The following is a 24,767-nucleotide window of genomic DNA, read 5'->3' as shown; positions in this document are numbered from 1 at the left end:
CCGGCCATGCACGCTTACCCGCCGTGCTGCCTCGCCGTATCGAAACGCGCGTTCAGCAAGCGCGTCACGCCCCACTGAAACCCGCAGCACAGCACGAGATAGACGAGCCCGACGAACAGGAAGATCTGCGCCGGATACACCATCAGCCGGTTATTGATCTGATTGGCGAGGAAGGTAAATTCCGGCACGCCGACGATATACGCGAGCGACGTGTCCTTGGTCAGCGACACCCACTGGTTCACGAACGACGGCGTCATCACCCGCACCGCCTGCGGCAGCAGCACATGACGCAACGCCTGGCCGCGCGTCATGCCGAGCGACAGCGCGGCCTGCCATTGCCCATCGCCGATCGCGACGATCCCCGCATGCACCGAATGCGACAGATACGCCCCGCCGATCAGCGCGAGCGCGCACACCACGGTCGCCAGTCCCGGCACGTCGGCGTGCAGCAGCACCGGCATCAGGAAGAAGGTCCAGAAGATCAGCATCAGCACCGGGACCGCGCGGAACAGCCCGACCACGACGAGCAAGGCCAGATGCGCGGCGCCGCGCGTCATCGCCAGCGCCACGCCGCCGGCGAGGCCGAGCAGCGCCGACAGCGACGCCGAGGCCAGCGTCAACACCACGGTCAACGCGACGCCGCCGAGCGGGCCGTCGGGAAAGGTGCCGAGCAGCAGGTAGCGCAGAATCGGCAGCCAGTCGGGCGCGGTCATGAGCGGCCTCCGCGCGGCGCGCCCCAGCCGGCCGCCGAACGCCTGGCCCGCGCGGCCCGCGTGCCTTGCGTCGCATGTCGCCGCCGCAGCAGCAGCGCGATTTCGATCGCCGCGATGATCGCCATGTACAGCAGCGTCGCCATGCCGAACGACTGGAACGTCTTCAGCGTCTCCGTCTCGACCTGGCGCGACGAGTACGACAACTCGGCCAGCCCGATCGCCATGGTCAGCGACGAATTCTTCACCACGTTCATATACTGCCCGGCGAGCGGCGGCGTCGCGATTCGTATTGCCTGCGGCAGGATCACGTGGCGGAACGCGGCGAAGCGCGTGAGGCCGAGCGCGGCCGCCGCCTGATACTGGCCGTCGCGCACGCCGCGCAGCCCGGCGCGAAACTCCTCGCCGATGAAGGTGGTCGTGTAGCACGTGAGGCCGATCCAGCCGGCCACGAATTCGAAGCTCGGCCAGCCCAGCGGGAGCGCCCCGATGAACGTCGGAATCGTCGCCACGTGCGGGGTGTTGAGCCAGCTCATCGCGTTCTCAGGCATCAGCGCGGCCGCGCCGAAATACCAGAACAGCAGTTGCACGATCAGCGGCGAGTTGCGAAAGATCAGCACGTAAGCGGCCGCCGCGCGTCGCGGCGCGGCAGCCCGTGCGCTGCGCGCGAGTGCCAGCCCGAAGCCCAGCAGCGTCGCGGCCACGATCACGCAGACGGACAGCGCCAGCGTCATCGCGAAGCCATGCCAGATCCACGCGGCGTAACGCGGTTCGAGCCACGTGTCGGTCGTCATCGTCGGGACACCATCGGATTGCGGTACAAAATGAATCGGCCCGCCGTCGAATGCGCGGCGGGCCGGACTACGCCAGGCGGAACGCTCAGCTCTTCTGCGGATCGCCGATCTTGAACAGACGCGGCAGCGGCGCGCGGCTCTTCGGGCCGAACCACTGGTCGTAGATCTTCGCGGCGTTGCCCCGCGCTTCCAGATCCTGCAAGGTCTCGTTGACCACGCTCAGCAGACGCGGCTGGTTCTTCGGCACGCCCACGCCTTCATAGTCGTTGGAAATCGTGAACGGCGGGATCTCGTACCTGTCCTTGTCCGGCACGTTGGCGAGCAGCGCGACCAGCTTCGGGCCGTCCTGCGTGATCGCCTGCACGTTGCCGGCGCGCAGCGCGGCGAACGCGAACGGCGTGTCGTCGTACGCGACGATGGTGGCGGCCGGGAACTGCGCGCGCACCTGCTGCTCGTTGGCGGTGCCCTTGTCCGCGCCGATGCGCAGGCTCGCGAGCTGCTGCGGCGATTTCAGCACGCCCTTCTTCGCGATGAACTGCGTGCCCGACGCGAAATACGGCGTGCTGAAGTCGATTTCCTTGCGGCGTTCGTCCGTGATCGTGAAGTTCGCGAACACGAGATCGACCTTGTTCGACTTCAGGAACGCGATCCGGTTGGCCGGATTGGTGGGCTGGATCTCCAGCTTCACGCCGAGCTTCGCGGCGACCGCGCGCGCGTAGTCGACATCCAGACCGACGATCTGGTTGCTCTTCGGATCGACGAAACCGAACGGCGGATTGCTGTCGAAGGTCGCGACGCGCAGCACGCCCGCCTTCTTGATGTCGTCGAGTTGATCGGCATGCGCGATGCCGGTGAGCGCCAGCAGCAGACCGGCGATAGCCGCGCCGCGAGTCCAGGTCTTCATGGTGAACCCCATATCGGTGGATTGGTTTTGTCAGTCGCGACGTTTGGTGCCGTCAGCGTGGCGGCCACTGTAGCAGCGCGCTTTGCGGGCACGAACCAATGAATCGTCAACTGCTAATTCAGCGCCGTGATAACAACGCGAACGCGTTCGTGCGCGGGGCTGTGTTGCCGATGTGCTGTCGTGGGGAGGTTGTTGCAGGGGGGACGTTGTTTCAAGCGCGGTTGTTCTTTCCCGCGCATTGCTGATGCGTAAAGTGGCGAGTTAAGCGGCGCGTAAAGTGGCGCGTTAATCGGCCAATGAGCGGCCCATGAGCGGCCCATAAGCGGCCCTTTGAATAGGCTTTTGACTGACGCTCTGAGTAAAGCGCTTGCAGCCCGGTCAGGCCGACGCGTCCTTCGACGCGTCATCCGCTTCACTATGCGCCGCGGCCCGGTTGCTGAGGGAACGCCATCGTCACCGTGGTGCCCGCGCCGAAGGTCGAATCGACCCGCAGCGAACCGCCCGACGACTGCATGATGCGATTGCAGAAGATCATCCCCATGCCATGACCGCCCGAGCCGCCGTAGGTGGTGATGGGGTCCTGCAGCAGCCGCGCCATCACTTCCGGCGCGATGCCCGGCCCGTTGTCGCGCACGCGGATTTCGGGTTCCGGCGTGGCGCGCACCTCGAGCCGCAGCGCCGGCCCGGCGCTGCCCTCCAGCGCCCGCAACGCATTGGACAGCAGCGACGACAGCGCCAGCGCCACGCAGTTCGGCATGGTGCGGACCACGAAATCGCCCTGCACGTCCACCTCGATCCAGTCGCGCTGCGCCGCCGTGAACGGATACGTGTCGAGCAACGTGGAAATCAGCCGCGTCGCGGTGACTTCGCGCAGGTTCACGCTGCCGCCCGAGGTCTGGCCGCCGCTCTTGTGCACCGTCGCCCAGAACGACGAGATCAGCGTCAGGCAATACTGCGCGTTGTTCAGCATCGACGTGGCCGCGTAGCCGATCTCCTTCTGCCGCTCCGGATCGTATTGCTCGGCGACGTTGTTGCCCACCGACTGCGCGAACAGCGAGATCGCCGCGAGCGGCGTGTTCAGCTCATGCGCGAGAAAGGCCAGCGTTTCATCCATCGCGAGCAGGCGCTGTTGCCGCGTCTCACGCTCGGCATAACGCGTCATCGCGAGTTGCAGCACGTCGCGGACTTTCTCCGTGCGCAACGGCTTTTCGAGGATGCGGAAGATCTCGCCGGTGTTGACCGTCTTCAGCAGCATGTCCTTGTCGGCGTACGCGGTGACGAGAATGCGCACGATCTGCGGATACTCGTGCGACACCTGGCGCAGCAGATCGTCGCCGTCGCGGCCGGGCATGCGGAAGTCGGTGACCATCACGGCGATCTCCGCGCCGTGGCGGCTCAGCACCGCCATCGCCTCGTCCGCGGTGCCGGCCACGTAGACGTGATAGTCCGCGCGGACCGCCCGCGCGAAGTGGTTGCGCGACAGCTCGTCGTCGTCGACGAAGAGGATGGAAAACGGTGGCTGCGGAGTGTCGCTCATGAGGTGGTCTGGCGGTCGCGTTGGCCGGCGTGGGACAAGGTTGGACGGGTTGGATGGATTGCGGGGCGCCGTTTCGGATCCCGGCGCTCGGGGGAAGATGGTAGCGCGTTCGCCGACGGGCGGGAACCTGCGGACCGGCGGCGGTTTGGGTACGGCGCTCTAATCGTCGAGAAAGGGGTTGCGAAAGGGGTTGCGGAAGGGGCCCCGCTACTTCCAGAAACCGATGTGCGAACGCTCGGCTTCCTCCTCGATCAGCGGGCCGAACACATCGATCCGCCGTTGTCCGCGCACGAAGACCTCGCGGCACGGCAGCGAGAAAGTCGGGTTCTCCGGATGATCGCCGGTCAGCGTCAGCAGCCGATGCTCGGACAGCGCATACACCACGCGGCCGATGTTGCACCAGTAGATCGCCCCGGCACACATGCAGCACGGCTCGGCGCTCGTGTAGAGCGTGCACTTCGCCAGCGCTTCCGGCGACAGGATGCGCGCGGCCTTCGCCGCGGCCGCCAGTTCGGCGTGCTGGGTCGGATCGCCCTCGGGCGGCATCGAGTTGTTGCCCGCGCTTGCCACGATCTCGCCGCGCTCGTTGGCGACGATCGCCGCGAACGGATGGCGGCCGTTTTTCCGCGATACATCGGCGAGTTCGATCGCCGCGCGCAGCAAGGACAGATCTGTTTCGGACAGCGTGGAGACGGGGGTGTCGGTTGTCGTTTTCATAGGCGGCTCTCCTCGATGAAGGTGTGAACACGTGCTGGAATGATCAAGCGTCATGCCATTGTGCGCTATCCGCGATGCACACCGCCAGGCGCCTGGGCGCTATCGATCACAGTCGTCGTTCCACGCATCGCGACGCGTGCGCCACGCAACAGTGCAACGTCCACACTGACACTCCTGATAGTTGTTCCCGACCGGCGCGCCGTTTAACCTTTGCCGGTCTCAACGATGCATGACGTCAGGGGTCTTTCGCCAACGCACCGGCCGACGCAATCGCGTGCGACGAACGCATGAGTAATGCATAAGCAACGCTTAAGCAGCGCATAAGCAGCACATAAGCGACGCATGACAGCGTACAACCGCGCGTCACCGCGTATCGCATCGTTCGCGCGCCTGCCTCGCCGCCATCCGTTCGCGGTCAACCCGGTCACCGCCATCGCCGGTTTCGTTGCCGGTTTTAGTTTCGTTGCCGGTTTTATTTCCCAGTCGTATCGCGTTGCACGCCGTCGCTCGCGGCGGCGTGCCGCGCGCCCCTGTCCGCTTCATCGTCAACAACGCTATGCGCGAACCCATCAGGCTCGCGCCTTCAGAGGAATACCCGATGCCCCTGCTCAACCGACGTCCTCCGCAGTTGCGCCGTTCCTGGCTGTTCCTGGCCGGTCACGATCGCGACACCCTGCTCGCCGGGCCGCAAACCGGCGCCGACGTCCTCGTTCAGGAACTCGAAACCTTCACGCCGCCGGCGCGCCGGCCGGACGCGCATCGCATCGCGGACGAAGTCCTGAAGTGCTGGCGCGAAGCCGGCGTGCTGACCTCGGTGCGCGTCAATCCGCTCGATAACGGCGGCCTCGACGATCTGCGCGCGGTGATGCGCAGCCGTCCGGACATCATCATGATGTCGTTCGTGTCGACGCCCGAACAGGTCGTCGCGCTCGACGAAGCGGTCAGCCGCTACGAAGCCGAATACGACATCCAGCCGGGTTCGACCGAACTCGTGCCGAACATCGAATCGCCGCTCGGCGTGGTCAACACGATGGCGATCGCGCGGTGCAGCAAGCGCATCTCGGCGGTGCTGGTCGGCACCGAGGACATGGTCGCGGACCTCGGCGCGCAACGCACGCATGCCGGTCACGAACTCGACTACGTGCGTTCGCGCTTCCTGCTCGAATGCGCGGCGGTCGGCGTGACCGCGATCGACTGCCCGTACAGCTACGCCGATGTCGAAGGCGCGGAGGCCGACATGCGCACCTCGCGCGCGCTCGGCTACAAGGCGAAGGCGATCGTCAACGCGCCGCTCACGCCGATCGTCAACCGCGTGCTGACGCCGACGGCCGCCGAAGTCGCATTGGCCCGGCGTGTGATCGAAACCTTCGACACCGCCCGCGAACAATCGAACGGCAAGCGGGTCGCCGCCGCGGTGGTGGACGGCTTTCTCGCCGAAGTCCCCGACTATCTCGCCGCGCACCGGCTGCTCGCGCGCGCCACGCAATTCGGCATTGCGTAACCTGAACCCCATCAGCGGAATCGCACACGCGCCATGGAACCACGCCACGACATGACACCCTTTCAAGCCCGCCTGACGTCGATCAAGACGCTCGCCGGCGCCCGTCAACCGTTCGACACGCAGGCCGTGCCGGACACCCCGCAGGCGCTCTTCTCGGACTGGTTCGACGCCGCCGTCGAAGCGAAGGCCAACGAGCCGCAGGTGATGACGCTCTCCACGATCGACGACGACGGCACGCCCGACGCGCGTTCGGTCGTGCTGCTGAACATGGACGAGCAAGGCTGGCATTTCGCCGCCAACGCGACGAGCCCGAAGGGCCGTCAACTGACGCAGCGGCCAAACGCCGCGATCACGTTCTACTGGCCCGCCACCGCGCAGCAGGTGCGCATTCGCGGCACGGTACAGCGGCTGTCCGAGGACGCGTGCCGCGCGGACTTCATGTCGCGCCCGGAACGCTCGCGCGCCAGCATCCTGATCGGCCGTCAGAGCGAAGTGCTGGAGAGCGCCGACGATCTGCGCCACGCGCTGCACGAACAGCTCGCACGGGTCGCCGCGCAGCCCGATCTGGTGTCGCCGCACTGGGGCATGTATGCGCTGTCGCCGCGCGAGGTGGAGTTCTGGCAATCGGATGCCGAACGCCGCTTCACGCGGCTGCGTTACCGCCGCGCCGGCGCGACGTGGGAGCGCAGCCTGCTATGGCCGTGAACGCCGCCAAGGCGGCCGTGCCGTCGCCGTACACGCCGAAGCTGGAGCGGTTCGCCGACGCGACCCGGCTCATGCTCGCCGGGCGCGATCCCGGCGCGTATCACGGCTTCGTCAACCCGCCGGTCTATCACGGCTCGACGGTGCTGAGCCCGACCACGCACGATCTGCTCAACCGGACCCAGCCGTACATCTACGGCCGGCGCGGCACGCCGACCTCGGACGCGCTCGAGCATGCGCTGTGCGAGCTCGAAGGCGGCGCGGGCGCGGTGCTGTGTCCGTCGGGGCTGTCCGCGTGCACGCTCGCGCTGCTGACGTGCCTGTCGCCGGGCGATCATCTGCTGATGACCGCGAACGTCTACGGCCCGGTGCGCCATGCCTGCGACGGGGTGCTGCGGCGCATGGGCATCGACACCACGTACTACGATCCGCTCGTCGGCGCCGACCTCGCGCCGCTGATCCGGCCGCGCACGCGGGCCATCTACGTCGAGTCGCCGGGTTCGTACACGTTCGAGGTGCAGGACGTCGCGACCCTCGCGAACGTCGCGCACGCGCACGGCCTCACGGTGATCGCCGACAACAGCTGGGCCACCCCGCTGTTCTACCGGCCGCACGATCATGGCGTCGATCTGTCGATCCAGGCCGGCACCAAATACCTGGTCGGCCATTCCGATGCGATGCTCGGCACGGTGTCGGCGAATGCCGCGTCGTGGCCCGCGCTCAAGCAACTGCACGGCGATCTCGGCCTGTGCGTCGGCCCGGACGACATGTACCTCGCGCTGCGCGGGCTGCGTACGCTGGGCGTGCGTCTGCGTCAGCATCAGGACAACGCGCATGCGGTGGCGAGCTGGCTCCGGCAGCAGCCGCAGGTCAACGGCGTGCTGTATCCCGCGTTCGACGACTGTCCCGGCCACGCGTTATGGAAGCGCGACTTCAAGGGCGCGTCCGGGCTGTTCTCGGTGATCCTGCACGCCGCGCCCGACGCCGCGCTCGCCGCGATGCTGGACCCGCTCGAACTGGTCGGCCTCGGCTACTCGTGGGGCGGTTTCGAAAGCCTCGCGGTGCCGTTCGATCTCGCCGAGCATCGGATCGCGTCGCACTGGCCGGAGGGCAGCATCGGCGTGCGTCTGCATATCGGTCTCGAAGATCCCGCCGACCTGATCGCCGACCTCGCCGCCGGCCTGCAACGCTTCAGCGCCGCCTGCCCCGCGCGGGAGGATGCCGCGACATGCTGACGATCTGGGGAAGACGCAGTTCGTTCAACGTGCAGAAGGTGTTGTGGCTCGCGGGCGAACTGGGTCTGACGTATCGCCACGTGCCGCTGGGCGGGGAATTCGGCGGCTGCGAGACCGCCGAATTCGAAGCGATGAATCCGGCCCGCCGCATTCCGGTGATCGAACTCGACGGCGAGATCGCATGGGAATCGCACACGATCCTGCGGCTGCTCGCCGCGCATACGCGGCAGGCGCCGTTCTGGCTCGCTGATCCGTTCGCGCGCTCGCATGCCGAACGCTGGATGGACTGGTGCCAAACGACGCTCGAACCCGACGTGATGACCGGGCTGTTCTGGGCGATGGTGCGCACGCCCGAGGCCGAGCGCAACTGGCCGCTGGTGCGCGAGAAAAACGCGCGCTGCACGCAGCACTTCCAGATGCTCGACCGCGTGCTCGCGAGCCGCCCGTATCTGAGCGGCGATACGTTGGGACTCGGCGACATTCCCGTCGGCGCGACCCTGTTCCGCTACTTCTCGCTCGATGTCGAACGACCGGCATTGCCGCACGTCGGTGCGTGGTACCGGCGCCTGCAGCAACGGGCCGCCTACCGCGAACACGTGATGGTGTCGTTCGAAGCGCTGCGCGGCATTCCTGGCTGAATCCATCGATCGTCATTTCGCTCCATGTCCAATCGCCTGCCTGCTTCAAACGAAACGTCGCACGACACGTCCAACGACGTGCAAAACGAAGTGCCGAACGATGTACCGAACGAAGCGCAATTCAGCGCGCCGGGCGCAGCATCGCTGCTCGCGTCGCCCCACGCGACCGTCCTCGCACCACGTGACGCGCCGGCCCGCATCCTGATCGTGCTGCATCGCGAACAGTCGAGCCCCGGTCGCGTCGGCCGTTTGTTGCAGCAGCGCGGCTACGAGCTCGACATCCGCCGTCCGCCACTCGGCGACCCGCTGCCCACCAGCATGCGCGATCACGCGGGCGCGGTGATCTTCGGCGGCCCGATGAGCGCGAACGATAGCGACGCGTGGATTCGCACGGAAACCGACTGGATCGGCGTGCCGCTGCGCGAACAGGCGCCGTTCCTCGGCATCTGTCTCGGCGCGCAGATGATGATTCGCCACCTCGGCGGCAAGGTCAGCGCGCATCGCGACGGCATCGCCGAAATCGGCTACTGGCCGATCAAGCCGACGTTGTCCGGACGCGCGCTGTGTCAATGGCCGGAGCGGGTCTACCAATGGCACCGGGAGGGTTTCGAGAGTGTGACCGGTCTGGAACGGCTGGCCGTGGGCGAGCAGTTCGAAAACCAGGCGGTGCGCTACGGGCCCGCCGCGTTCGGCGTGCAGTTTCACCCCGAGGTCAGCTATCAGATGATGCGGCGCTGGTCGGCCGCGGCTGCCCATAAACTCGGCGCACCCGGCGCGCAGGACATTCCTGCCCAGACCCGTGAAGGGCATCGGCACGATCGCGCCGGCGTGGTCTGGCTCAACAGTTTTCTCGACCGCTGGCTATCGCTGGGAATGGCTGGGTCGGTTGGATCGGTTGGATCGGTTCGGTCGAACGGGTCAGTTGGCGGCGAGACCCGCGGTCATATCGCCGACGCTCAACAGCCCCCACTCGATCGCCTTGAGCACCGCCTCGTGACGACGTGACACGTTGAACTTGCGGCGAATGTTGTTGAAATGAAAATTGATGCAGGACTCGCTCACGTTGAGAATGTGGCCGATTTCCCACGAGGTCTTGCCGACCGCGTGCCAGCGCAGGCATTCGGTCTCGCGCCGGCTGAGTCGCGGCGCGATGCCCGGTTTCGGATCGAGACCGAACTGGCCGATCGCCTCGCTTGTGATGTCGCGCAGCAAGGATAGCCGCGGCAGGCAGCGCAGACATTGCTCGTAGCTCATCGCGCAGGCGTCGTGCACCGCGCAGGTCAGCATGCCCACCTCGCCCTTCAGACCGTACAACGGCAAGGTGATGCCACGGTTCAGGCCATACGCGCTGGCTTCGTCGTGAAACTCGCGCTGCGCCGGCGCCTCGAAAAAGTCCGGCGCCCAGATCAGCGGCAAGCGCGACTTGAAGCAATGCCTGAGCAGCGGATCGATCAGGTCGAACGACCGCTCGCGATAGCGCCGCTCCCACTCCGGATCGCAATTGCTCCACATGTGCGCCGCGCCGAACGACACGCCCTGCGCGGGCAGCACCGCGAGTACCACTTTGTCGAAACCCATGCCCGCGGTCGCGTCGAGGATGCGGTGACGTAGCGCGCACTCGTCGGCCGGCACCAGCAAGTCAATGTAATCATTCTGGCCATTCATTCGAATACTCCGTTTCTTCTGTTCGTTCTGGTGTACTGAAATAACCGTCCCGAGTGTCTTCGCAGCCTCGTCGTCGACCGGAACGGCGGCGCTAGTCTCGTCCTTGCGCGAGCAGTTGCCTACCTATCTGTCTGGCATCGTCGAGCGTGGCGACCGCTTCGAGCGGGATGCCGAAGGCCTTGGCGATCGCCGCCGCGCCCGCCTTCGACTCCTCGCGTTCGCGCTCGTCGGGTTCGACCGTGATCAGCGCCTTGCACACCTTCGCGAGCGGATCGCGGTTCGTCTTCAGCCACATGCCGCGCCGCTTGCGGTCTTCGTGGGTTTCCTCGGGGCGCGGCGAGATGAACAGCAGCACGAACGGCGCGTCGCTTTCCAGCAGCGCGTTCATGTCCTGCTCCCAGGCGGCCGCGTAGCCGGGCGCGATCGCCTCGTTGCGCGCGACGATCAACGGAAACCCGGACAGATCGAACACCGTGGAGTCGGCGAGTTGATGGCTCACATTCATGATTCAGCTTCCTTGCAGTGGTTAAATCGGCGGGCCGCGCATGGCGCGCGGCCCTTGAACACACTCGTTTCCCGCGTAGCGCTTGACGTGCGGCGCGTGGCGGACGTTTAGGGGTGAACGCCTAAGTTCACGCCAGGCGCCAGACGCTCTTCATCGCACGCATCGCGCTCGACACATGACACCTGACCTCTAGCGCTTCGCACCCGCGGGCGCGGCACCACCTCCGCCGCCCTGCTTCGGTCCAAACGGCGGCTTCGCGAGCCACACCAGCACGATCACCGCGATGTACACCCAGCCCAGCGCGAACGCGACGTCGTTGAACGAGATCTGATAGGCCTGCGCATCGATCATCCGGTCGAGCAACTGGTAGCCGGTCTGCGGATTGCCCTGCCCCAGCACGCGCAGTTGCTGACGCACCGCCGGATCGAACACGCTGATGCTCTCGGTGATCTGCGCGTGGTGCTGCACCGCGCGGCGCTCCCACAGGAACGACGTGATCGACACCGCGAAGCTCGCGCCGAGCGTGCGCAGGAAGGTGGACAGACCGGAGCCGGCGGCGATCTCGTCGGGCTTCAGATCCGACAGCAGGATGCTGTTGATCGGCATGATGAAAAGCGCCAGCCCGAGCCCTTGCAGCAACTGGATCAATGCGATGTGCTCGAAGTCCACGTCGAGGAAGAACTGCGAGCGCAGAAACGACGCGCAGCCGAGAATGCCGAACGCCATGCACACCAGAATCCGCATGTTGAAGCGCGGCGCGTACTTGCCCATGAACGGCGTCAGCAGCACCGGAATGATCCCCATCGGCGCGGCCGCCACGCCGGCCCAGAAGGCCGTGTAGCCAAGCGTGCGTTGCAGCCATTGCGGCACGATCACGTTGACCGCGAAGAACGCCGAATAGGCCAGCACCAGCGTCAGCGTGCCCGCGGCGAAATTGCGGTGCTTGAAAAGCCGCAGGTTGACGATCGGATTCGGCTCGGTCAGCTCCCAGATCAGGAACAGCAGAATCCCGAACGCGGCCACCACGGACATCCAGACGATGAAGGTCGAGTTGAACCAGTCTTCGTCGTTGCCCTTGTCCAGCACGATCTGCAACGCGCCCACGCCGAGTATCAGCGCCGCCAGCCCGATGTAATCGACCTTCGCCTTCGCGGTGGTTTCAGGGCGCCCCTGCATCTGCGCATACACCATCGAACATGCGAAGATGCCGATCGGCACGTTGATCAGGAACGACCATTCCCACGAGTAGTTCTCGGTGATCCAGCCGCCCAGCAGCGGTCCCGCGATCGGCGCGACCACCGTCACCATCGCGATCATGGACAGCGCGAAACCGCGCCGCGCCGGCGGATAGATCGACAGCATCAGCGCCTGGGTGGTCGGAATCATCGGCCCGGCCACCAGCCCCTGGAACGCGCGGAACGCGACCAGTTGCGGCAGGCTCTGCGCGAGCCCGCACAGCAGCGATGCGAAGGTGAACAGCAAGGTCGCCCACACGAACAGCTTGACCTGGCCGAAGCGCCGCACCAGAAAACCCGTCAGCGGCAACGCGATCGCGTTGCTCACCGAGAAGGTAGTGATCACCCACGCGCTCTGGTTCGTGCTCACGCCCAGATTGCCGGCGATGGTCGGCAGCGACACGTTGGCGATGGTGCCGTCCAGCACCTGCATGAACACCGCGAGCGCGAGGCCGAAGGTGGTGAGCGGTACGCTGCGGGGCCGGAAATCGCTGCCGGCCACAGCCGCGGGCGCGCTCATTTGACGCTCGCGAGCGTGCCGCCGGCCGGCAGGTTGTCGTGGATCACCTTGTCGACCAGCGCGTTCGCGAGCTGCAATTGCTGGCGATACAGATCGCTGCTGAAGAGCGGCTCGGCCGGCGGCTGATGCGCGAGCATCGCGCCGTCGCGGTTATGCAGATCGACGCTGGCATGCATCGACAGGCCGATTCGCAGCGGATGCTTTTCCAGTTGCTGCGGATCGGTGAACTCGATACGCACCGGCAGACGCTGCACGATCTTGATCCAGTTGCCGGTCGCGTTCTGCGCGGGCAGCAGCGAGAACGCGCTGCCGGTGCCCACGCCCAGCGCCTGCACCCTGCCGCTATAGCGCACGCTGCCGCCGTACAGGTCGGAGCGCAACTCGACGGGCTGGCCGATGCGCATCTCCGAGACCTGCTTTTCCGTGAAATTCGCGTCGACCCACACCTGCCGCAGCGGCACCACCGCCATCAGCGGCGTACCGGGTTGCACGCGCTGGCTCAACTGCACGGTGCGCTTCGCGACGTAACCCGTGACCGGCGTCACCAGCGTGGCGCGCGCGTTCTCCAGGTAAGCGGCGCGCAGCCGCGCGGCGGCCGTCTGCACATCCGGATGCGAGGCGACGCCGGTATCGTCGACCAGCGCCTTGCTGGTCTGATACTGCTGCTGCAGATTCGCGAGCGCACTTTGCGCGCCGACGAACGCGCTTTGCGCCGACACCAGCGTGTCGCGGGCATGCGCGAGTTCTTCCGCCGAGATCGCCCCCGTGCGGCCGAGTTCGCGGCGACGGTCGTAGTCGGCCTGCGCCTTGTCGAGCGCGGCGCGGCGTGCATCGACCTCGGCCTGCGAGCCGCTCAGGCTGTCGTGCAGACCGCGCTCGTTGCTGTACAGGCCGCGCACCTTGCGCACCGCACTCGCCAGCGCGGCCTGCGCACCCGCCAGTTCGACCTGGGTGTCGCTCGGATCGAGCTTCACGAGCGCATCGCCCGCGCGGACCAGGTCGCCGTCGTCGGCGCCGATCGATACCACCGTGCCCTGCACCTGCGGCGTGATCTCGACGACGTTGCCCTGCACATACGCGTTATCCGTCGCCTCGTACCACTGGCCGATCAGGAAGTGCCACACCAGCCAGCCGAGAATGCCGATCGCGAAGACCGCGATCAACAGACGCAGCAACAGCTTGCGGCGTCCGGATTTCGGCGGCGTCGGTGCGCCGCCCGCACCACCGGCGCCGCCCGGCGCCGGGCCGGACGGTCCCGGCGGCGCCTGCTTCGCGGTGTCGGGCGCGGCGCCCGGACGCAGCGTGGTTTGATTCACAGGCGCGCTGGCCTGACCTACGGGTTCGAGAACTTTTTCGCTGCTCATGGCGTGGCTTGAATGTCGTGAGAAGTAGAGACCGCTGCGAACGCGGAGTCGTTGGGCTGCGCGGTGAAACCGCCGCCGAGCGCCTCGACCAGTTGCAGCGACAGATCGACGTGTTGCGCGCGCAATTGCGCCATCCGCTTGTTGGCGAGCAACAGTTGCTGACGCACCACCAGCGCTTCCAGATAGCTGCCGACGCCGGCGCGATAGCGCTGGTCGGCAAGCGACCACGCGGCCTGCGCGGCGTCGAGCGCGTGTTGTTGCGCGTCGATCTGCGCGTGCATCGATTGCAGGCTGTGCAGGTTGTCGGCGACCTGGTTGAGCGCGCCGATCAGCGTCTTGTTGTATTGCGCGACCGCGATGTCGTATTGCGCGTCGCGGTGCTGCAGATTGCCGCGCAGCGCGCCGCCGTCGAACAGCGGCAGGCTGATCGCGGGCGACACCTGGTAGGTGCGCGAGGCCGCCTGGAACAGCGACGCACCGCCGCGCGTGGCGAGTCCCGCCATCGCGCTGATGCTGATGTTCGGCAGAAAGTCGGTCTTCGCGCTGGCGATGTTGCGGCTCGCCGCTTCGACCCGCCAGCGCGCCGCGACCAGGTCGGCGCGGCGGCCCAGCAGGTCGGCCGGCAGATCGGCCGGCACCGCGAGCGCGGGCACCGGCAACGCGGCCGGACGCCGGATCGACAGTCCCGCGTCGGGGCCTTGTCCGAGCAGAACCGCGAGGGCGATGCGCGCGCTGGCGATCTCCTGCTCCGCGAGCGCCTGCTGCTGCACGGCGCTCGCGACTTCGCTGTCGGATTGCTTGAGCTGCGCCTGGTTGTCGATGCCCTTGCGCACGCGTTGCGAGGTCAGCGTGTGGGCCTCGTTCGCGCGATCGGCTTCCGCCTGCGCGACTTCCTGCTGCGCATACGCGTAGTTCAGATTCGCATACGCGCGCGCCACGTTCACCGACAACTGAATGCGCGCGGCCTGCGCATCGATCTGCGCGGCGCGCGCTTCGCCGAGCGCGGCTTCCCACGCGGCGCGTTTGCCGCCCCATAGATCGAGATCCCAGTTGAAGCCGAGATTGATGCCGCGCGTGTGATAGAAGAAGCCGCCACCTTCCTCTTCGCTATACACGGTGGCGGACTGGCGCTGCGCGGTGAAGTTCGCGTTGGCCGTCACGGTTGGAAAGCGCGCGGCATACGCTTCGGCCACCTGAGATTGCGCGTCGCGGGCGCGGGCGTCGGCCATCGCGAGATCGGGATTGCCCGCGAGCGCGGTGTCGATCAGCGACGTCAATTGCGCGTCGCCGAGGCTAACCCACCAGTCAGTGGCGGGCCATGCGCGATGCGCATCGATGCCCGCGAGACTTCGCGACGCGGACAATTGCGACGGCTCGCTCAGCTTGCCCACCGGCGCGAGTCCGCTGCTCGTCACGCAGCCGGCCGATGCGATCAGCATCGCGAGCGCGGCCGCTTTGGCGCTCCATCTCGCGGTCAGTTTCGCGCTCGATCTCACGCTCGATGTCGCGCACGCCGCAAGCCATCGAGAGTCAGGCCGGCGCGTGGCCGACGCCTCCGAACCCGTGCGTGCAACGCGGCGCCTATCAGCACATCCTTGCATTGAATACTCCATTGGTCGGGCAACTTGCCTTGACACGCATTGTTGGACCTTCAATGCAAAAGCTGATAACGTTGTTTAGACAAAAACTAATGATTTCCAGTCATCGGCATGGGATCGTTATTCAAAAGACATCAATCGAAACTTCGCCTTCGTTCATGCAAAAAAAGCGGCCCAAAAACCATGCAAAAAAGCGCGCATAAAAATACGGATCGAAGCAGCACCCAACTTTCACCGCAGGCCAAACACGACACCGCTCGCCAGAGCAATGCATCCCCGGTCGATGCGCAGGACCCGAGCGAACGCGCGGACGGTCCGCCACTGATCGCGGTGTGGGGCGAACATGAAGTGGATAGCAACTACCAGCTCGGCACGCGCGAAATCGATTGGCATAGTCATCTGCGCGGCCAGGTGTTCTGCGTCGAGAGCGGACTCGCGCATGTCCGCACGCAGCACGGTTCATGGCTATTGCCGCCGCATCGCGCCGGCTGGATTCCGCCGGGCGAAGCGCACAAGGTCAGCATCAGCGGCGCGATGAGCGGCTGGAGCGTCGTGATCACGCCGGCCGCGAGCGTCAATCTCCCCGCGCGGCCGTGCGTGATGAGCATCAGCGAATTGATGCGCGCGCTGGTGCGGCGCGCGGTGTCGTGGGCCACGCAATGCCGTCTCGACGACGAACAGGAGCGCATGAGCTGCGTGCTGCTCGACGAAATGCGCCGCGCGCCGCACGAGCCGCTGCATCTGCCGATGCCCACCGACCGCCGGCTCGTGCGCATTGCCAACGCGATCCTCGGCCGTCCCGACGATGCGCGCACGCTCGACGAATGGGCCGCGTGGGCGGGCTTGTCGGCGCGCACGCTGAGCCGGCTGTTCATCGCCGAGACCGGCAGCAGCTTCGCGCAGTGGCGTCAGCAGGCGTGCCTCACGCGCGCGCTCGAACGTCTCGCGCAAGGCGACAGCGTCGCCAATGTCGCCGATGCATTGGGCTACGCGACGCCGAGCAATTTCATCGCGATGTTCCGCCGCTGTTTCGGCGACTCCCCCGCGCATTACTTTGCGAAGCGCAAACCCTCGTTGTAGTGGGATGTTTTTGACTCTGCACTCGCATTGGACTGGCAATGCACTGGCAATCCACCTACGCGGTGCGGCGAAAAACCTGTCAGCGCTATCAGTAGTCGCTTAGCAGACTGCTAGATATAGTTAGTCCGTTGCGTCATAACGTGCGCGCTTCGTTCGAAGCGTCCGACACACTGATCAGGATCACTACCTGACGGTTTTCGCCCCCATTTGTGCAGAGGTCACCCCATGTCTAACGCGGTGGATTCAGACGAGACGCCTGTCGTTTCCGTGCAGCAGCTGGCCGATTACATCGCCGTGGGATGCAAGCATCCCGACGAGTTCCGCATCGGCACCGAGCACGAAAAATTCCTGTTCGACCGCACCACGCGCAAGCCGCTTGCGTATCACGGCGGCACGGGAATCAACGCGGTACTGCAACGTCTGCTCGACCAGCACGGTTCGCCGATTCTCGACGACGGTCATCTGATCGGCGTGCGTTACGAGAACGGCGCGGCGATTTCGCTCGAACCCGCTGGGCAACTCGAATTGTCCGGTGCGCCGCTCGCCTCGCTGCACGACACGCAGGCCGAACTGCACGCGCATCTGGATACGGTCAGGGCGATCGGCCAGGAACTCGGTTTCGACGCCGCGCCGCTCGGTTTTCATCCGACCATGCGGCGCGACGACATGCCGTGGATGCCGAAGCGCCGCTACGCGATCATGCGCCGCTACATGCCGCTGGTCGGCACGCGCGGACTCGACATGATGCTGCGCACCTGCACCGTGCAGGTCAATCTCGACTACGCATCGGAACAGGACATGGCGGCCAAGCTGCGCGTATCGCTCGCGCTGCAGCCGCTCGCCACCGCGCTGTTCGCCAACTCGCCGTTCCGCGAGGGCCATCCTTCGGGCCTGATGTCGACGCGTGCGGACGTGTGGAACGATACCGATCCCGATCGCTGCGGCATTCCCGCGCTGTTCATGTCGCGCAGCTTCGGCTTCGAACCTTACGTGCAGTGGCTGCTCGACGACGTCCCCATGTATTTCGTGCGTCGCGACGGCCGCTATATCGACGTCGCCGGGCACACGTTCCGCGACTTCATCGCGGGGCGCATCCCCGGCCTCGACGACACCACGCCGACACTCGCCGATTTCGCCGATCACATGACGACTGCGTTCACCGAGGTGCGCCTGAAGCGCTTCCTCGAAATGCGCGGCGCCGATGCCGGCTCGCCCGCGATGATGGTCGCGCAGTCGGCGCTCTGGGTCGGCCTGCTGTACGACGCGGGCGCGCTCGCCGATGCGGTGACGCTGACCGGCGGCATCGGCCGCGCGGAACTGCTGGCGCTGCGCCGCGACGTGCCGCGTCTCGGTCTCGACGCGCGTCTGCAGGGCCGCACGCTGCGCGAGCTGGCCGGCGACGTGGTCGCGATCGCGATGAAAGGTCTGCGCGCGCGGGCTCGCCGCGACGTGCACGGCGCCGACGAAACGCAGTATCTGGCGCCGTTGCGCGAGATCGCGGCGGGCGCGCCGAATCAGTCGGAGTACTGGCTCGGCCGTTATCGCGACGCGTGGGACGGCGACGTCACGCGCATGGTCGGCGAGTTGCTGGAAGACGACCGCACGGCGGCATATTGCGAGGTTTAGCAGTACGCGGAGAAGATATCGCCGCGCGCATCAACGCAGGTATCGACGCAGGTATCAACGCAGGTATCGACGCACGTATCAACAAACGTATCAACGCACGTATCACCCGCTTCAGGCCACAACGGCGAGACGTCACGATCGCGCCGATAAAACAATCTTTTCTCATGTTGAGGGCAACCATGTCAAAGCGACACTACGAAACTCCGATCGACGTTAAATACCGCGACACCGATTCGATGGGCCACGTGAGCAGCCCGGTCTATTACGACTATCTGCAGCACTCGTACCTCAGCTACATGTTCGACCTGCTCGACATGCCGCGTTCGGAGAAGCTGCCGCACATCATGGTGAAGACGCAGTGCGAATACCTGGCGCCCGCGATGTTCGGCGACAAGCTGACGGTGCGTTCGAGCGTCGTGAAGTTCGGCAGCAAGAGCTTCGAACTCGAACACGTGATGGAACGCGAAGACAAGCAGATCATCGCGCGCGGTCTGTCCACGCACGTGATGTTCGATTACACGACGAACAAGACGGCGCCGGTGCCGGAAGAGTTCAAGGAAAAGGTGTTGAGTTTCCAGGGCGAGCTGTAAGCGCTCGAGCATTCTGAAGCGGTAAAACCAGAACGCCCCACTCGCTGCATGCGGGTGGGGCGTTCTGGTTTCTTGAAGCGGGATTTTCACGCGGACTTTCTGGAAGCGATTGAAAGCGATTGGAAGCGATTGGAAGCGGTTTTTCCTGGCGCGGCTTAATCGCGCGACAGCGGTGCTGCTAGACGATCGAATGCAACGGCGACCCAACCAGCCGCGCCTCGATCTCGTCGGCCACCTGATCGGGCGTCAGCGCGTCGGTCTCCACGCACAGGTCCGCGCATTCGCGATACAACGCGTCGCGCCGGCGCATCAGCTCGCGCAACGTCGCGTGCGGATCGGCGGTATTCAACAACGGCCGCGCGCTGTCGCGATGCACGCGTTGCCACAGCGTGTCGATATCGGCCTTCAACCAGACCGTCGTCGCGCGAGCAGCGAGCAGCGATCGATTCACCGCGGACAGCACCACGCCGCCGCCCGTCGAGATCACCACGCGCGAGCCGCCCAGGCATTGCGCGAGCATTTGCGTTTCAAGTAGACGGAAGCGGGCCTCGCCGTCGCGCGCGAACAGGTCCGCGATCGTGCGGCCGGCGTGCGCTTCGAGCGCAAGGTCGGTATCGATGAAATCGACGGCATGACGGGCCGCCAGCACGCGCCCGATCGTGCTCTTGCCGGTGCCCATCATGCCGATCAGACAGACACGCGGCGGCACGCGCCCCGTGTCGGCGATCATGAAGCCGGGGAAGTCGCGCACGCCGCGTTCACGGCGGGGAACGAACCGAGGATCGACAGCATGCGGGCATGCTGTTTCATCTGCGCGAGCGCGTGCGCCATCTGCACGTCGTGCCGATGGCGCGGCAATTCGACGAAGAACCGATACGCCCACAGCTCGCTGCGCAACGGACGCGCGTCGAGCCGGGTCAGCGGAATCTGATTGTCGGCAAGCGGCGCGAGCACGCGTTGCAACGCGCCGCTGCTGTTCTCCAGTTCGATGCACAGCAGCGTGCGGTCGTCGCCGGTGGGCAATGGTTCGTCGCGGCCGATCGCGTAAAAACGCGTGCTGTTGAAATGCTCGTCCTGAATCGACGATGCGACCGTCTCCAGCCCATAGTGCTGCGCGGCGCGTTGACTGCCGATCGCCGCGCAGCCTTCGGTGCGGGCGGCCAGTTGCGCCGCGTGCGCATTGCTGGCCACCGCCTGCCGCGGCACGCCGGGCAGATGCGTGTCGAGCCAGCGACGGCATTGCGCAAGTGCCTGCTCGTGCGCGCTCACGCACGTGATGCCGTCGAGCGTGCCGCGTGCCGACATCAGCACGTGACGCACCGGCAGCACCACCTCGCCGTTGACGCTCAGCCGCGTCTGCAACAACAGATCCAGCGTGCGCGCGACGATGCCTTCCGTCGAGTTTTCGATCGGCACGACACCATGACTCGCGCCACCGCGCGCCACCGCCTCGAACACGCCGTCGACGTTCACGCACGGCAGCCCTTCGCGCGCGTTGCCGAAACACAGACGCATCGCATCTTCGGTGTACGTGCCGCACGGACCGAGAAAAGCGACCGCGCCGCGCGTCTGTTCGCTGCAAGCGGGCGCGAGCGGCGCAAGCTTCGGCGCCTGCCGCGCTGCCTGCGATGGCGTCAGTTCAGCTTGCGGCAAGCGTTGCGCTTCGCGCGGCGGCAGCGGCCGTAGCGGCCGCTGAACCGCCTGCGGCCCGCGCTGCTCCACACGCGTCGCGGACAGATCCGTCGTGCGCATCATGCCGCCGACTGCAGACTTTCCGCCACCGGCGTCGCCGGCGTCACCGGCGTCGCCGCAGGTTGCATCTGCTCCTGCCGCTGCCGGCGTTGCCGCACCGCTTCCGCCAGCTTGCGCAGATACGCCTCGGTCGCATCCCAGCCGATGCATGCATCGGTAATGCTCTGGCCGTAAGTCAGCGGCATGCCGCCCACCACGTCCTGCCGTCCCGCCACCAGATTCGATTCGATCATCACGCCAGCGATCCGGTCGCCGCCGCCGGCAATCTGCTCGCACAGCGAATCGCACACGCAGAGCTGTTTCTCGTGCTGCTTGCAGCTGTTGCCGTGGCTCGCGTCGACCACCACGCGTCCCGGCAGACCGCCCGCCGCGAGCGACGCGCAGGCCTCGGCGACACTGCGCGCGTCGTAATTGGGTTGCTTGCCGCCGCGCAGCACCAGATGGCAATCGCGGTTGCCGCTTGTCGCGACCTTCGCGAAGCGCCCGCTTTCGGTCACACCGAGAAAATGATGCGCGTGGCCGGCGGCATGAATCGCGTCGATCGCGATCCTGACGTTGCCGTCCGTACCGTTCTTGAAGCCGATCGGACACGGCAGGCCCGAGGCCAGTTCGCGATGAATCTGCGACTCCGTGGTGCGCGCGCCGATGGCGCCCCAGCTCACCAGGTCGGCCAGATAGTGCGGCGTGCTCAGATCGAGAAACTCGGTGGCCACCGGCAGACCGGCGCGCGTGATGTCGAGCATCAACTGGCGCGCGAGCCGGATGCCGGTGTCGATCGCGTGGCTGCCGTCCAGATGCGGGTCGTTGATCAATCCTTTCCAGCCGATCGTCGTGCGCGGTTTTTCGAAGTACACGCGCATCACGATCTCGAGATCGTCCTGCCACAGATCCCGCTGCTTCGCGAGACGCGCCGCGTATTCGAGCGCGGCGACCGGATCGTGAATCGAACACGGCCCCACGATCACCACGAGCTTCGCGCTGTGCCCCTGAAAAATCTCGGAGATCGTGCGGCGCGTCTGCATCACGGTATGCGCGCCCTCGACATCGCACGGCAACTGCTGCCTCATTTCCGCGGGCCCGATTACCGGCGCCGTCGCGCTCATGCCTCTTCCGATATCCCAAGTCAACATAGACAGACCCCAAGAGCGCGCGGCGCTCGACAGAAGTTACACAGGCTACCCAGCCGGTCCAGATCCCACACCGGAGCCGAAGCCCAGGCTCGGGTCCAGGCCAGGCTTCAAGCCTGCGCCGATGCGCCGCCGGCCAGCCGCTGCATCTGGTTGAAAATATTCTTGCGATGCATCTCCTCGGTGCCGCCGACGCTCGCGAAACCCATCGCATCCTTCAGCAAGGTGGTGATGCCGTTGTTGTGATAGCCGATGCTGCCGTACAGCTTGACGAGGCTCGTGGCGTTGTCGATCAGATCGCTCGCGCCGACCAGCTTCGCCACCGAACACGCGAGCAACGCTTCCGGATGCCCGTTCATCAGGCGGGCCATCGCGCCGAATGCGGCCCAGCGGCTGCGCTCCATGCCGATCTTCATGTCGACGAGGCGCTTCTGGATGTATTGGTGGGAATCGATCGTGCTGCGGAAGCTGGTGCGCTTCGCCGCGTACTGCATCGCGTCGTCGACGAACGGCAGCGGCAGGTTGGCCGCGACGAGGCCGTAATACAGGCGGCCCAGCGAAATGATGTCGATCAGGTGGCCGAGACCGCGCCCAGCCTGGCCGAGAATCTGCGACGCTTCCACCCGCACGTTCTCGAAACGCAGCTGGCCGGTGGGCAGATTGCGGTTGCCGAGCTTGTCGTCCTGCGCGCCGATCACGAGCCCCGGCGTGTCGCGATCGAGCAGCACCAGCGCGATGTTGCTCGACTCGCGGTTTTCGAGCCGGCTCACCACGAGAATGAAGTCCATGATCGGCGCGTGCGCGATGTTGAACTTGCTGCCGTTCAGGCGGTAGCCGTCCGGCGTCCCGGACAGCGTGGTGTCGATGCTGCGCACGTCGGTGCCCGTGGTCGGTTCCGCGATGCCGGTCGCGCTGACCTTGCCGCGCAGAATCGCCGACAGATAGCGGTCCTTCTGCAGCGGGCTGCCGTGACGTACCATCGCGCGCACCATGCCGGCCTGCGCGATCACCGAGAGCAGCAGCTCCGGCGTGCGGATCGTCGACGACAGGCCGTCGAGCGCGGCCGTGAAACCCCACCAGTCTTCGCCGTGGCCGCCGTAGTCGCGCGGAATCACGAGATGCCAGATCTGTTCGTCGCGCAGACGGTTCCAGCCGGCGTAATCGAAACCTTCCGGCTGCTGCTCGCGTGCCGCCGCAATCTGTTCGCCAAGCGCGGCGAAACGCTCGCGCAGTGCCAGTTGTTCTGGGGTCCAGTCGTGAAACATCGTGCGGCGCTCCGTCGTTCGAATTGATATGGACGGCATGGCACATTCCGCACCCGGAAATATGCGTTTTAATACCAAGCCGTAATTAGTCGCGCAACTACTCGCCGGATGAATGACGTTCATCCGGATTAAAAAATATTTCTGGTTTTAAATATCGGGACAACCGGACGTTTAACCGCGAAAAATCCCTGTTCCGATATACCGCGCACAGCGACGGTGCATGCGATGCGTCTGCCTCGTTTCAGGGCAAACTGCAATAACACGAGTCCGTCTGCTGAATTGCTGGCTAGTCTACCTGCGGAACATCAGATAGGTCGCCTGAGATTTCTGATAGGGGTGGTGCTGACTACGCGAATGATATAGGGCTTGTCGATTAATTCTTAAAACCGGCGCGGATAAAGCGGAACGTATGCACGCTCATGTCATATTGATCGCGTACCTGCGTCTTAAACCGTCCGCCTTGATTGTGATCAATGACACGCGTATTCGGACGTGGCGGCACGCTATATCCAGTCGAATACGGCCACGACATCGAGCCGGCGATAAACCGCCGCTCGAATCGGATCGGCTGTTTCGGATAATCCGCGCGTTCAACGCGGCTTTTTCGCCGCGCGCGGTTCGGCACGGCGCGCGCTCGCCTCTCGCTTCTGAGCCGTCTTCGCGGCCGTTGCGGCAGCCGTCGCCGCGGCGGGCACGGCACCTTCCAGCGGCGACGCCAGCGCACAGCTTTTCGCCAGCTCCGCGAACTGCATGGCCCGCGCGTTGGCGTCGCCGTAGCGGTGGGCGATATACAGCGTGCTGGTGGTATCGGGTTCGTCGAGCGCGCGGAACACCACGCCGGGCACCACGATGCTGCGCAAGGTGGCGGGCACCAGCGCAATGCCGAGCCCCGTCGCCGTCAAACCGATCAGCGTGGACGCCTGCTGCGCCTCCTGCACGACCTGCGGTTCGAAACCGCGCTTCGCGCACAGCGCGAGCGTCTGCTGCGAGATGGCCACGCCGGCTTGACGCGGATAGGCAATGAACGGCTCGTTGCGCAGATCCTTCAGCTTCAGCGTCGCCGCTTGCGCGAGCCGATGCCCGGCATGCATGGCCACCAGCAGCGGCTCGTCCATCAGCGGCGTGAACACCAGCTCGGCGGGCGGCGTGCTGTCCGGCAGACGCAGCAGACCGACATCGAGTTCGCGCTGTTCGATGGCCTCGATCTGCCGCGACGACGACAGCTCCAGCAGCGCGATATTCACCTTCGGACGCTGCGTGCGATACGCGTGAATCAGCCGTGGAAAAAACGGCGATAGCGACGACGCGTTGGTGAAGCCCACCCGCAAGCGCCCCACTTCACCGCTGACGGTTTCCCACACGCTTTCCTTCGCGTGTTCGATGCGCGCGATGATCGCCCGCGCGTCGTCGAGCAGCGCGTGCCCCGCCTCGGTCAGCACGACGCTGCGCCGGGTGCGGTGAAAGAGCCGCGCGCCCAGCTCCGCCTCCAGCGCCTGGATCGCGAGACTCAGCGGGGCCTGCGTGATACCCAGCCGCTCGGCGCTACGGCGAAAGTGCAACTCCTGCGCGAGCATCACGAAATATTCCAGATGGCGAACGTTCACTGATTTACTCCCCAAATCAATAACCTTGCTTTAGAGAATAAATCAAATCTGTTTGCCGGGCGATACTGTCTTCCACGGACGCGACGGCACTGCGTTCG

23 protein-coding genes and 1 pseudogene are annotated in these 24,767 nt (G+C 65.7%); 8 read left to right on the top strand and 16 right to left on the bottom strand.

Features of this window, described 5'->3' with window-relative positions; genetic code table 11:
• Positions 1-14: 14 nt before the first annotated feature.
• The 6 genes from LFL96_RS09025 to LFL96_RS09000 all read right to left on the bottom strand — a co-directional run bounded on the left by LFL96_RS09025 (position 15) and on the right by LFL96_RS09000 (position 5,274).
• Positions 15-713, bottom strand: coding sequence for an amino acid ABC transporter permease (locus tag LFL96_RS09025; RefSeq protein WP_281000316.1), 699 nt, complete (start codon positions 711-713; stop codon positions 15-17).
• A complete protein-coding gene (locus LFL96_RS09020) occupies positions 710-1,504 on the bottom strand; it encodes an amino acid ABC transporter permease (RefSeq protein ID WP_281000314.1) in 795 nt (264 codons plus the stop codon). Before LFL96_RS09020 ends, LFL96_RS09025 begins: the two co-directional genes overlap by 4 nt.
• Positions 1,505-1,589: 85 nt before the next feature.
• A complete protein-coding gene (locus LFL96_RS09015) occupies positions 1,590-2,408 on the bottom strand; it encodes an ABC transporter substrate-binding protein (RefSeq protein ID WP_281000312.1) in 819 nt (272 codons plus the stop codon).
• Positions 2,409-2,823: 415 nt separating this feature from the next.
• Complete coding sequence (locus LFL96_RS09010; RefSeq protein ID WP_281000310.1) at positions 2,824-3,945, bottom strand: hybrid sensor histidine kinase/response regulator; 1,122 nt, start codon at positions 3,943-3,945, stop codon at positions 2,824-2,826.
• A gap of 207 nt (positions 3,946-4,152) precedes the next feature.
• The gene (locus tag LFL96_RS09005) at positions 4,153-4,662 is read right to left on the bottom strand and encodes a nucleoside deaminase (RefSeq protein WP_281000308.1); all 510 of its coding nucleotides are present in this window, start codon (positions 4,660-4,662) and stop codon (positions 4,153-4,155) included.
• Positions 4,663-5,025: 363 nt separating this feature from the next.
• A complete protein-coding gene (locus LFL96_RS09000; RefSeq protein ID WP_281000306.1) occupies positions 5,026-5,274 on the bottom strand; it encodes a hypothetical protein in 249 nt (82 codons plus the stop codon).
• Here LFL96_RS09000 and LFL96_RS08995 point away from each other — a divergent pair.
• From LFL96_RS08995 to LFL96_RS08975, 5 genes are read left to right on the top strand one after another with little or no spacing between them, the layout of a single operon-like run.
• On the top strand, positions 5,261-6,163 hold the full coding sequence (locus LFL96_RS08995) for a CoA ester lyase (RefSeq protein WP_281000304.1): 903 nt from the start codon (positions 5,261-5,263) through the stop codon (positions 6,161-6,163). The genes LFL96_RS09000 and LFL96_RS08995 overlap by 14 nt on opposite strands.
• Before the next feature lie 51 nt (positions 6,164-6,214).
• A complete protein-coding gene (locus tag LFL96_RS08990; RefSeq protein ID WP_281000302.1) occupies positions 6,215-6,868 on the top strand; it encodes a pyridoxal 5'-phosphate synthase in 654 nt (217 codons plus the stop codon).
• On the top strand, positions 6,859-8,100 hold the full coding sequence (gene metC, locus LFL96_RS08985) for a cystathionine beta-lyase (protein ID WP_281000300.1): 1,242 nt from the start codon (positions 6,859-6,861) through the stop codon (positions 8,098-8,100). Before LFL96_RS08990 ends, metC begins: the two co-directional genes overlap by 10 nt.
• Positions 8,094-8,738: a glutathione S-transferase gene (locus LFL96_RS08980; protein ID WP_281000298.1), complete on the top strand. Its 645-nt coding sequence runs from the start codon at positions 8,094-8,096 to the stop codon at positions 8,736-8,738. Before metC ends, LFL96_RS08980 begins: the two co-directional genes overlap by 7 nt.
• A 24-nt stretch (positions 8,739-8,762) precedes the next feature.
• Positions 8,763-9,743 (top strand): glutamine amidotransferase, encoded by a 981-nt coding sequence (locus LFL96_RS08975; protein ID WP_281000296.1) that lies wholly within the window; start codon positions 8,763-8,765, stop codon positions 9,741-9,743.
• Here the strand turns inward: LFL96_RS08975 and LFL96_RS08970 are convergent.
• The 5 genes from LFL96_RS08970 to LFL96_RS08950 all read right to left on the bottom strand — a co-directional run bounded on the left by LFL96_RS08970 (position 9,657) and on the right by LFL96_RS08950 (position 15,523).
• Positions 9,657-10,403 (bottom strand): LuxR family transcriptional regulator, encoded by a 747-nt coding sequence (locus tag LFL96_RS08970; protein WP_281000294.1) that lies wholly within the window; start codon positions 10,401-10,403, stop codon positions 9,657-9,659. The genes LFL96_RS08975 and LFL96_RS08970 overlap by 87 nt on opposite strands.
• 91 nt (positions 10,404-10,494) lie before the next feature.
• On the bottom strand, positions 10,495-10,908 hold the full coding sequence (locus LFL96_RS08965) for a hypothetical protein (protein WP_281000292.1): 414 nt from the start codon (positions 10,906-10,908) through the stop codon (positions 10,495-10,497).
• Positions 10,909-11,097: 189 nt separating this feature from the next.
• The gene (locus tag LFL96_RS08960) at positions 11,098-12,663 is read right to left on the bottom strand and encodes a DHA2 family efflux MFS transporter permease subunit (protein WP_281000286.1); all 1,566 of its coding nucleotides are present in this window, start codon (positions 12,661-12,663) and stop codon (positions 11,098-11,100) included.
• The gene (locus LFL96_RS08955) at positions 12,660-14,027 is read right to left on the bottom strand and encodes an efflux RND transporter periplasmic adaptor subunit (protein ID WP_281000284.1); all 1,368 of its coding nucleotides are present in this window, start codon (positions 14,025-14,027) and stop codon (positions 12,660-12,662) included. The genes LFL96_RS08960 and LFL96_RS08955 overlap by 4 nt, the downstream gene beginning before the upstream one ends.
• On the bottom strand, positions 14,024-15,523 hold the full coding sequence (locus LFL96_RS08950) for an efflux transporter outer membrane subunit (protein WP_281000282.1): 1,500 nt from the start codon (positions 15,521-15,523) through the stop codon (positions 14,024-14,026). The genes LFL96_RS08955 and LFL96_RS08950 overlap by 4 nt, the downstream gene beginning before the upstream one ends.
• Before the next feature lie 285 nt (positions 15,524-15,808).
• Between LFL96_RS08950 and LFL96_RS08945 the strand changes: the two genes are divergently transcribed.
• The 3 genes from LFL96_RS08945 (at position 15,809) to LFL96_RS08935 (ending at position 18,921) form a co-directional block, all read left to right on the top strand.
• On the top strand, positions 15,809-16,705 hold the full coding sequence (locus LFL96_RS08945; RefSeq protein ID WP_281000280.1) for a helix-turn-helix transcriptional regulator: 897 nt from the start codon (positions 15,809-15,811) through the stop codon (positions 16,703-16,705).
• Positions 16,706-16,930: 225 nt separating this feature from the next.
• On the top strand, positions 16,931-18,331 hold the full coding sequence (locus LFL96_RS08940) for a glutamate--cysteine ligase (RefSeq protein ID WP_281000278.1): 1,401 nt from the start codon (positions 16,931-16,933) through the stop codon (positions 18,329-18,331).
• A 179-nt stretch (positions 18,332-18,510) separates the two neighbouring features.
• Positions 18,511-18,921, top strand: coding sequence for an acyl-CoA thioesterase (locus LFL96_RS08935; protein ID WP_281000276.1), 411 nt, complete (start codon positions 18,511-18,513; stop codon positions 18,919-18,921).
• Positions 18,922-19,099: 178 nt separating this feature from the next.
• Here LFL96_RS08935 and LFL96_RS08930 read toward each other — a convergent pair whose 3' ends face one another.
• The 5 genes and pseudogenes from LFL96_RS08930 to LFL96_RS08910 form a co-directional block, all read right to left on the bottom strand.
• A complete protein-coding gene (locus LFL96_RS08930) occupies positions 19,100-19,672 on the bottom strand; it encodes a shikimate kinase (protein ID WP_281000274.1) in 573 nt (190 codons plus the stop codon).
• The gene (gene pheA / locus LFL96_RS08925; RefSeq protein ID WP_281000272.1) at positions 19,648-20,676 is read right to left on the bottom strand and encodes a prephenate dehydratase; all 1,029 of its coding nucleotides are present in this window, start codon (positions 20,674-20,676) and stop codon (positions 19,648-19,650) included. The genes LFL96_RS08930 and pheA overlap by 25 nt, the downstream gene beginning before the upstream one ends.
• Before the next feature lie 80 nt (positions 20,677-20,756).
• A pseudogene (locus tag LFL96_RS08920) lies at positions 20,757-21,776 on the bottom strand (3-deoxy-7-phosphoheptulonate synthase); the annotation flags it as partial.
• A 134-nt stretch (positions 21,777-21,910) separates the two neighbouring features.
• The gene (locus tag LFL96_RS08915) at positions 21,911-23,065 is read right to left on the bottom strand and encodes an acyl-CoA dehydrogenase family protein (RefSeq protein ID WP_281000270.1); all 1,155 of its coding nucleotides are present in this window, start codon (positions 23,063-23,065) and stop codon (positions 21,911-21,913) included.
• Between the two features lie 590 nt (positions 23,066-23,655).
• A complete protein-coding gene (locus LFL96_RS08910) occupies positions 23,656-24,669 on the bottom strand; it encodes a LysR family transcriptional regulator (RefSeq protein ID WP_281000268.1) in 1,014 nt (337 codons plus the stop codon).
• Positions 24,670-24,767: the final 98 nt, after the last annotated feature.

Origin of the sequence: Paraburkholderia sp. D15 (genome assembly GCF_029910215.1) — a bacterium.
In the GTDB taxonomy this organism is placed as follows: Bacteria; Pseudomonadota; Gammaproteobacteria; order Burkholderiales; family Burkholderiaceae; genus Paraburkholderia.
The sequence above is the reverse complement of the archived record's forward strand: the minus strand, read 5'-3'. Positions and strand labels throughout refer to the sequence as shown.